The organism is Psittacicella hinzii (genome assembly GCF_003585885.1).
In the GTDB taxonomy this organism is placed as follows: Bacteria; Pseudomonadota; Gammaproteobacteria; order Enterobacterales; family Psittacicellaceae; genus Psittacicella.
The window spans coordinates 1-1,029 of record NZ_NRHC01000158.1; the positions used below are offsets into that span (position 1 = coordinate 1).

The 1,029-nt window shown below is 36.8% G+C and carries 1 protein-coding gene; it reads right to left on the minus strand.

The annotated features are described in order from the left end of the window. Positions 1–953, minus strand: a 953-nt coding sequence (locus tag CKF54_RS08040; protein ID WP_222987614.1) for a TonB-dependent receptor plug domain-containing protein, incomplete at its 3' end; no start/stop codon positions are given. Positions 954–1,029 lie beyond the last annotated feature (76 nt).

The window sequence follows — 1,029 nt, forward strand, 5'->3', positions numbered from 1 at the left end:
AAGAAAACGGGAAAATAGGTATTAACTAAGAAGTTATCCGAAGTATACTCGTGCATAAAGCTTACACGTACACGACTATTACGGTCATTTGTAAACTCATAACCTGTATATGAAGTTGTACCACGTACGGTATTAAAACCAACCGAAGTTAACCAATCTGTGTAAGTTTTGTCACGTAACCATTCTAATGTAAAACCAACTTTATTCTCTTCGTTGATTTGGTAGAAATGTTTAGTTAGTAAATAGTAACGTGAAGTATCTTGTGGATTTGGTCTTAGACGACCTGAACCTGTACTTGCGCCTAAAGTTGAAGCGTTATTTTTTAATTCATGTCCAGTACGGTAAGTACCTAGTACATAACCTTGGTAAGCACCAAGCTTCCAAGCGTAAGCTGCAGAGTTTGTAAATGACGAATCAGCTGAATCATATTTAGTGTAAACATAACCACCTAAACTACGTCCCGCAAGGATATCTTCCGGATCTAAAGTTCTAAAATCAACTGAAGCTCCTAAAGATCCACGGTTGTTACCACCAAAATCAACTACTGCAGATTTTAAACCAGTAGTTTCGATAAACGCCCCACGACCAAAGCTAATTGCTTTTACTTTAGCAGACCAGAAACGAGATTCAAGTCCTTCACCTAAAGAAACCCCGTCAAGAGTTAAAGCAACACGGTTTCCTTGTAAACCTCTAATGTTAATTGATGCTTCACCATCACGCTGACGTTGAGATTTAGTAATTGAAACCGTTAAATCATTACCAAAGAATGATTTTAAATTACCTAAGGTTTCTGTAGTTGTGCTAATGGTTGTTACTGTTGACGGTTGAGTACCAGTTACTTTAATTGTTTCTAAAGTAGTTGAACTCGTTGTTGACCCCGTATTAGCAAAAGTATTATTGCTTGCCACTAGCATAGCAGCTGCCACTAATGTGAGAGATAAATTTCGTTTCATAAGAACATTAAAATTAGAGTGAGTAAATATAGAAAACAAAAATTAGAGTGATAGAGTTGAGGTTACCCCCAAATGG